The following is a 7,655-nucleotide window of genomic DNA, read 5'->3' as shown; positions in this document are numbered from 1 at the left end:
GCGGTGTATTTCCTCTGTTGGTTGTTGATCCGCCAAGATCAATCAACAGAGTACACCGCTTTTTAAGTCAGCTCATACACCAGAAATCATCATAGCTCATGGCGTATCGCAGATAGCAGTAATAGCGGTGTACCCATAAACAGAAACAGTACGGACACCGCCTCCTTGGCTTCAGAAACGGCCACGGTCACCCCGTAACCCAAAACCAGGGCAAGCAACGACAACTCCAGCATGGATCGCAGGTCGACCCGCCACTGCCTGCCCCAGCTCAACAGAAATCCGCCCAGGGTGATAATGCCAATGGCGTTGCCAAGCCACCAGAAGAGCCACAGATTGAAAGCCGGCGCAGAGAGGCCGCCCATCAGGTAACTGAATCCCATAATCCCAAGGCTGGCACTGATCATCGGCCCCATGGTCGCCGCCAGGAGCGTGAAGGCGAGCACCGCCTTGACCTTGTCCAACTCCGGCCTGAATCCAAGATAGCGCAGCAAGGCCACCGGTATCGCCGCTTCCAATACACTGCCCAAAGCGGCAACCATCGCTACTTCGAAGGGTATGCCCGCGTACAGGGAGAGCATGTACATACCGACAAAGATGCCTGGCCAGAGCCTGATGCCAAGAAAATAGAAAGCGGCTAACGCCACCCCCGAGGGCAGCCAGTTCGGCGTTACGCCGGCCTGGGCGGATTGTGCGGCAAAACTGATGACCCCGGCACCGAAATAGAGCAGAGCAAGTACCAGGATGCAGAGGATAAGCCTGGGAATATAGTTCGCTATCTTACCTTCACGAATACAATGCGGGAATTCACTTTTGGTACCAAGCCATTCGGCCCGCAATATCGTTTGATCCAGTTCCATTGGGTAGGTGTCCTTGTCATGCCTGTTAACAGTCACCGGCCACCAAGGATAGCAAAAGAAGAATCACACGATTAAGTATAGTTCATCGATGTTTTCAGGGTGCCGGAGCCTGATCATTTAGCTGACCGAGAGCATCCGAATCACTCAAACAAGCAGACGCTTCCGGACCAGGGCAACCGAGATATAAAAACCCACGGCACCATAGGCGGCCAGCACCCCCAGGTGAAGCAGAGGCTGGGTCAATTCGCCACCGGCCACCAGTGGACGGGTGAGCGCAACTGCATGGGTAAGAGGCAGTAGCTGCACAAAACCCTGGGCGACATCGGGCAGGCTGTCTATAGGATAGAAGACGCCGCAGAGGATGAACATCGGCGAGATGGCCAGCACGAAGTAATAGTTGAAGAAGTCGTAATTGCTGGCGATTGCGCTCATGATCATGGCCATCCCTGCGAAGCAGAGCCCGATCAGGAACACCACCGGCAGCACCCACAACGCCTGCCAGCCCGGGACAACCCCCAGCAAAGTTGCGACCAACAGTATTGCGATGCCGCTAAAGAGGCTCTTGGTGCCACACCAGAGCATCTCCCCGGCAAGAATGTCATCCACCTCCAGGGGTGTCGCCATCAGTGCCTCATAGGTGCGCTGGGGATCCATCCGGGTGTAGACCGAATACATCCCCTCGAAAGTTGCGGTGGTCATGGCGGACGAGGCGATGATGCCTGAGGCGAGAAATGCCAGGTAAGGCATACCCGACATCTCCCCGACAAAGTGCCCAAGACCAAAGCCCAAGCCCAGGAGATAGAGCGTCGGCTCACCGAAATTCATCACCACGGCCGGCCCGATCAACTTGCGCCAGACCATGATGTTGCGTCGCCAGACGGCGAAGGCACCGGAACGGACTGTCGGGAAACGCCAGTGATTCAATCTCTCAACTCCCTGCCGGTGAGTTTAAGGAATACATCCTCCAGCCCCGTGGGGCGGTGCATGAAGGTGAGACCGGTTGCAGACTGGAGCCTTCCCAGAAATTCACCCGGCTCATGGGAGTAACAGTAAAGACTGGAGCCCATCTGCTCCACACGGCAGCCCAGGCCCTGGGCATCATCGGCAAACACCCCCGCCCGCTCGCCGCGCAGTTCGATCACCTCCGGTTCAACATGGCGTTGAACCAGCGCCTTCGGCGCCCCCTGGTCCAGGATGCGGCCATGGTCCATGATCACCAGTTCATCACAAAGGCGTTCCACCTCCTCCATGTAGTGGGTGGTCAGGATCAGTGTGGTGCCCTGCTCACGCAGTTCGTTGAGCCTGGACCAGATGATGTGTCGCGCCTGGGGATCGAGACCCGTAGTGGGTTCGTCCAGCACCACCATCTCCGGCTCGTTGATCAGAGCGCGTGCGATTGTCAGGCGCCGCTTCATGCCACCGGAGAGGGTATCGGTCTTCGCCTCGCTGCGATCAGTCAGCGCCGCAAACGCCAACAGCCGCTCCACCCGGTCGCCCACGTCATCCGGTTTCATACCGAAATAGGTAGCATAGGTGCGCAGGTTTTCAGCCACAGAGAAGTCAGGATCCAGGTTGTCTGCCTGGGGAACCAGGCCGGTGCGCGCCCTCACCTCCCGTGCCCGCTCCGGTACCGGCAAATCATAAACGCTAAGCTCCCCACCGCTCTTTGGCGCCAGGCCAAGCAGCATTTTCAGGGTGGTGGTCTTGCCCGCTCCATTTGGCCCGAGGAAACCGAAACAGGTGCCCCTGAGGATATCGAAATCGATCCCATCCACCGCCCTATGGCGGCCAAAGTCTTTGACCAATCCCCGGGCCGAGGCCAGCGGGCTTGACGGGGTGTTCAAATCAATCCTCCAGGTGGATGTTGATGCGCCGATTCTGCCGTCCCTTTTTCTCCACCTTGCCGACACGAATGCGACCTATCTCTCCGGTGGAGGCCACATGGGTTCCACCACAGGGCTGGTAGTCGACCCCTTCCACCCGGATGGTACGCACCTCGCCCGCCCCGGTCGGCGGTTTCACCGACATGGTGCGGATCAGTTCGGGTTGAGCCTCCAGCTCTGCATCGCTGATGGAACCTATGGTCACCGGACGATCCTCGGAAATCAGGCGGTTGAGCTGCTCCTCCAGGGCCAGTTTGTCCGGCGATTCAGGCAGGTCGAAATCGATCCGGCTGCGGTCGATACCCACGCTTCCGCCTGTCACCCCACCATCCACGACGGCACACAGCAGGTGCATCAGGCGGTACCGACGCTCCCAGTCGATCTCTGCGGTAACCGCAGCACCCACCTCCGGCAGTTCACCCCCTTCTGCCGGAATATGCAGCAACGCCCCGCTCTCACGATCCCGGCGGGTATCGGTAATGGCGATCTCCTCACCATCCTCCAGAAGAAGTTTTCCCGTATCACCAGGCTGCCCGCCACCCATGGCATAGAAGGCCGTGCGATCGAGCTGTATACCATTCACATCGGCCGCAATGACACGGGCCTCGCACTGTTTCAGGTAGGCATCGGATTTGGACAACTCGTCGGTCATGATATTCCCTGTCGGTTATGTCGTACCTGCTCCATGTTAGCAGGTCCTGGGTTTTATTCGCCGTAGCGAACATCCATCACCCAGTAGCGCATCGTGCCATTGGGGGTTTTCACCGTCACCTCATCGTCCAGGGCGCGCTTCAAAAGCGCCTTGGCCATTGGCGAGTCCATGCTGATCCACCCCTTCTCCGGATCGAACTCATCGGGCCCAACGATGCGGTAGTTATGCTCCACACCGTCGTCATCCTCCAGGCAGACCCAGGCGCCAAAGAATATGCGCTCCGGATCACTTGGAGCGTTATCCACCACTTTCAGTTCCGACAACCGTTTCTGCAGGTAGCGGATACGCCTATCGATCTCCCGCAACTCTTTCTTGCGGTAGATGTACTCGGCATTCTCTGAGCGATCACCCTCTGCCGCAGCTGCCGCCAGCGCCTTGGTCACATCCCGCCTGCGCACCCACAACGCCCTGGACTCTTCATGCAGGGTCTCGTACCCCTCACGGGTAATGTAGGGTGAACTCTTGGGTTGAGGTGGACGATAACGACCCATGGTTGCTCTCTTTTCCTTAATGAACCTTAAGCACTAAACACGCACAGTTCCCGGTATACGCCAAGAAGCAAGGGGACAGAATGATTTTAAAATAGATGGCATCAGCATCAATATACAATTAACCCGGCAATTTCAGTGACCAATACACCATACTAACGGGGGATATACGCCTCTGGATAACAGTGTAAAATATGCGGCCCTGACATTTTCAGATTTCGAGGGAGCCCAGGGCTCATGAGCGACACACCAGACATCCTGAAGAAGATCGTCCGCCGCAAGCTGGAGGAGATCGCCGAGCGCACGCAGCAGCTGCCTATGGGACAGCTGATGGAGCGTATCGATGACGTCCAGGCCAGCCGTGGCTTCGCCGATGCAATTGCTGAAAAAATCGATGCCGGCCAGGCGGGTGTGATCGCCGAAATCAAGAAAGCCTCACCCAGCAAGGGTGTCATCCGTGAAGATTTCAGGCCGGCTGAAATCGCTGTGAGCTATGAAAAGGGGGGCGCTGCCTGCCTCTCGGTACTCACCAATATTGACTTTTTCCAGGGCTGTGACGAATACCTCAAGCATGCAAGGAGCGCCTGCACCCTGCCGGTGATTCGAAAGGATTTCATTATCGATCCCTACCAAGTCTACGAGGCGCGGCTCATGGGCGCGGACTGTATTCTCCTGATCGTCGCCTGTCTCGAGGACAAGCAGATGCAGGAACTCAACAGCCTCGCCCACAAGCTGGGCATGGATGTGCTGGTCGAGGTTCACGACCTGGCAGAACTGGAACGTGCACTGCCGCTCAACAATCGACTCATCGGCATCAACAACCGCAACCTGCGCACCTTCGACGTCAGCCTGAATACAACCCTGGACCTGCTGGAGCGCATTCCCGAGCAGCCCATCGTAGTTACCGAGAGCGGCATCCACACGCCTGCGGATGTCGCCCTGATGCGCGAGAACAATGTCAACGCCTTCCTGGTAGGCGAAGCCTTCATGCGCGCAGACGAGCCCGGCGAAAAGCTGGCTGAACTCTTTGCCTGATCAACCGGAGAATTCCAATGCCCAAAGAGGGTCAATTCACCATCGAGATGCAGCACCTCCAGGGTTACGAATTCAAGGTCAACTTCGGCCTGGAGAGCATGGGCGAGATCACCATGGATGAGCTCGAGCCCCTGGGTGAAGGCAAGGGGCCCAACCCCTCCCGGGTGCTCGCCGCCGCAGCGGCCAACTGCCTCAGCGCCAGCCTCCTCTACTGCGTTTCAAAGAACGAGCCGCCTGCCGGCAGTATCAAGGAAACGGCCACCTGCACCCTGTCGCGCAACGAGAAGAAACGCTTGCGTATTGGCGGCATGCAGATACAGCTCCAGGTGGATGGCGAACTGGAGCAGGCGGTACGCATGAAACGCTGCCTGGATCTCTACGAAGATTTCTGCGTCGTCACCGCAAGTCTGCGCGACGGCTTTCCCATCGACGTCGATGTGGTCAACGAGCTCGGCGAAGTGCTGCACAACTCGGCGGATTGACATCCCTCCCCTGTAGGCGCCCTGTCCCCTGGGCGCCTACAACACGCAAACTGAGAACGCTTTGTTGACAGAAATTATGGATATCCTGGGTCACTCTCTGTAGCATGCTGGACAGGCAATAATACAACCGACAGACGGTCCTTCATGTCAAAGAAGAACGACTTGAGCAAGGTGCGCAACATCGGCGTTGCAGCGCATATCGACGCGGGCAAGACCACCTTGACCGAGCGCATTCTCTTTTACACCGGCGACCTCTACAAGATCGGCGAAGTCCATGACGGGGCAGCCCACATGGACTACATGGCCGAAGAGCAGAACCACGGCATCACCATCACCTCTGCCGTTACAAAAGCGAGCTGGGAAGAGCACCTGATCCAGATCGTGGACACCCCCGGCCACGTCGATTTCACCATCGAGGTGGAGCGCAGCATGCGGGTACTGGATGGCTGCATCGTCGTACTGGACGGGGTAGGGGGTGTCGAGCCCCAGACCGAGACGGTCTGGCGTCAGCGCTCCAAGTTCGATCTGCCCACCCTTTTCTTCATCAACAAGATGGACCGCCCTGGCGCAGATTTCGATAAATCCATGGCCAGCATTCGGAAGCGGCTGCATGCCGAACCGGTACCGGTCACCGTCCCCCTGGCCAACCAGAGTGCGGTAGTCCACCTCATAGAGAAGCAAATTATCAGCTTCAGCGGCGAGCATGGCGAACTGTTGAATATCGAACCCTGCGACGAGGAGACCTGGTCTTCGGTAGCGGAGTTTCGTGAAAACCTGCTGCTTGGCATAGCCGAGACCGACGACGAACTGGCTGAGCACGTACTCGAAGGCGAAGAGCCGGACAGCGAGACGGTGTGGGCCGCCCTGCGCCGCGGTTGCTTCTCCGGACAGCTGTTTCCCTGCTTCGGCGGGTCAGCCCTGCGCAATATCGGCGTTCAGCCCCTGCTAGACGGCGTCATACAACTGCTGCCGCCCCCCCTCGATCGCCCACCTACAACGGCTTTTCTCGACGACGGCAGCGAACAGCAGGTTGTGATGACTGACAATGGCCCGCTGGCGGCACTGGTGTTCAAAGTGCAGATGTGGGAAGGACGTCGGCATGTCTTTGCCCGCATATATCGCGGCCTGCTCAAACCGGGAGACACGGTATTTCACTGCAAACCCGACGGCGAAGAGTTCCATGAGCATGCAGCCAGGGTGTTCGACATCGATGCCGCAAAGAAGAGCCGTGTAAGCGTAGCCCATGCCGGAGAGATCGTGCTGCTCGCCGGCCTGCGTCACGCCTCCACTGGCGACACCCTCTGCGACCCTGACCAACCCATTCTGCTGGAGCGCATCGAGACCCATGACCCCGTGCTCACCCTGGCAGTAGAACCCGCAACTTCGGAGCAGGAAGACAAATTCATCGAGGTGCTGGACAAGCTCCTGGAGGAGGACCCGACCCTGCGATTCGGAGAGGACCATGAAACCGGGCAGCGCCTGCTCAGCGGCATGGGTGAGCTGCACCTGCAGATCATCGTCGAGCGCCTGGAGCGGGAGTTCCACCTCCAGGTCAGAACCGGCAAACCTGCGGTTGCCCTGCGAGAGACCGTGACCCAATCCGCAGCATCGGACCACCTGTTCCAGCCCCCGGTGGACAGTGCCCAGCGTACCGCCGAGCTGAAAGCGCGGGTCAGCGTACGGGTGGCTCCACGCCAACGGGGTAGCGGCAACACCTACCTGCTGGAACCCCGTATCCTGCCCGAGGGCCACCCCCTCACCGAGGAGCAGCTGGGCGCCCTGGAGCAGGGCGTCAAGTTCGCCCTTGGCAGTGGACCACTGGAAGGCGCCCTGATCCAGGACGTGGAAATAGAGATCCAAGAGGTGAAGCTGTTCGGCGCCGCCACCACACCGGACGCTCTCAGCGCCGCTACCACACGCGCCCTGCGCAAGGCCTTCAACGCGGCCGGCCCCGCCCTGCTGCAACCTATCATGAAAGCGGAAGTTGTAGTACCTGAAGATAATTTTGGTGTCGTCCTTGGCGATCTCCAGGCCAGGCATGCCATCATCAAGGACTCCGAGCACACCATGGAGAGTGCCACCATCGACTGCGAGGTCGCACTGGCCCAACTGCTGGGCTACACCACGGAGCTGCGCAGCATGACCCAGGGACGCGGCCAGTTCAGCACCCAGTTCGAACGCTTCGACATCGATTGAGC

8 protein-coding genes are annotated in these 7,655 nt (G+C 58.7%); 3 read left to right on the top strand and 5 right to left on the bottom strand.

The window, feature by feature from the left end; all coding sequences use genetic code 11:
- Window positions 1-89 precede the first annotated feature (89 nt).
- The 5 genes from BOW53_RS00425 to greB form a co-directional block, all read right to left on the bottom strand.
- A complete protein-coding gene (locus tag BOW53_RS00425) occupies window positions 90-857 on the bottom strand; it encodes an MASE1 domain-containing protein (RefSeq protein ID WP_078485557.1) in 768 nt (255 codons plus the stop codon).
- A gap of 144 nt (window positions 858-1,001) precedes the next feature.
- Window positions 1,002-1,781, bottom strand: coding sequence for an ABC transporter permease (locus BOW53_RS00420; protein ID WP_245831902.1), 780 nt, complete (start codon window positions 1,779-1,781; stop codon window positions 1,002-1,004).
- On the bottom strand, window positions 1,778-2,701 hold the full coding sequence (locus BOW53_RS00415) for an ATP-binding cassette domain-containing protein (RefSeq protein WP_245831901.1): 924 nt from the start codon (window positions 2,699-2,701) through the stop codon (window positions 1,778-1,780). The genes BOW53_RS00420 and BOW53_RS00415 overlap by 4 nt, the downstream gene beginning before the upstream one ends.
- Window position 2,702: 1 nt before the next feature.
- Entirely contained in the window at window positions 2,703-3,392 is a 690-nt protein-coding gene (locus BOW53_RS00410) for an alanyl-tRNA editing protein (RefSeq protein WP_078485556.1), read from the bottom strand.
- 53 nt (window positions 3,393-3,445) lie between these two features.
- Complete coding sequence (gene greB / locus BOW53_RS00405; RefSeq protein WP_078485555.1) at window positions 3,446-3,943, bottom strand: transcription elongation factor GreB; 498 nt, start codon at window positions 3,941-3,943, stop codon at window positions 3,446-3,448.
- A 234-nt stretch (window positions 3,944-4,177) separates the two neighbouring features.
- On the opposite strand from greB, the gene trpC reads away from it, so the two are divergent.
- From trpC to BOW53_RS00390, 3 genes are all read left to right on the top strand, one after another.
- On the top strand, window positions 4,178-4,975 hold the full coding sequence (trpC, locus tag BOW53_RS00400) for an indole-3-glycerol phosphate synthase TrpC (RefSeq protein WP_078485554.1): 798 nt from the start codon (window positions 4,178-4,180) through the stop codon (window positions 4,973-4,975).
- Between the two features lie 17 nt (window positions 4,976-4,992).
- Window positions 4,993-5,457, top strand: a complete 465-nt coding sequence (locus tag BOW53_RS00395) for an OsmC family protein (protein WP_078485553.1) — start codon at window positions 4,993-4,995, stop codon at window positions 5,455-5,457.
- A 144-nt stretch (window positions 5,458-5,601) separates the two neighbouring features.
- Complete coding sequence (locus tag BOW53_RS00390; protein WP_078485552.1) at window positions 5,602-7,653, top strand: elongation factor G; 2,052 nt, start codon at window positions 5,602-5,604, stop codon at window positions 7,651-7,653.
- Window positions 7,654-7,655 lie beyond the last annotated feature (2 nt).

This window comes from Solemya velesiana gill symbiont (assembly GCF_002020805.1).
Taxonomy (GTDB): Bacteria; Pseudomonadota; Gammaproteobacteria; order Chromatiales; family Chromatiaceae; genus Sedimenticola_A.
Note: the sequence above shows the minus strand (reverse complement) of the source record. Positions and strands in the feature narration are given on the sequence as shown.

Bases quoted from the DNA above. Each gene is read 5' to 3' on its own strand.
- BOW53_RS00410 (WP_078485556.1), bottom strand. From the start codon at position 3,392: ATGACCGACGAGTTGTCCAAATCCGATGCCTACCTGAAACAGTGCGAG.
- BOW53_RS00395 (WP_078485553.1), top strand. From the start codon at position 4,993: ATGCCCAAAGAGGGTCAATTCACCATCGAGATGCAGCACCTCCAGGGT.
- BOW53_RS00425 (WP_078485557.1), bottom strand. From the start codon at position 857: ATGGAACTGGATCAAACGATATTGCGGGCCGAATGGCTTGGTACCAAA.
- greB (WP_078485555.1), bottom strand. From the start codon at position 3,943: ATGGGTCGTTATCGTCCACCTCAACCCAAGAGTTCACCCTACATTACC.
- trpC (WP_078485554.1), top strand. From the start codon at position 4,178: ATGAGCGACACACCAGACATCCTGAAGAAGATCGTCCGCCGCAAGCTG.
- BOW53_RS00390 (WP_078485552.1), top strand. From the start codon at position 5,602: ATGTCAAAGAAGAACGACTTGAGCAAGGTGCGCAACATCGGCGTTGCA.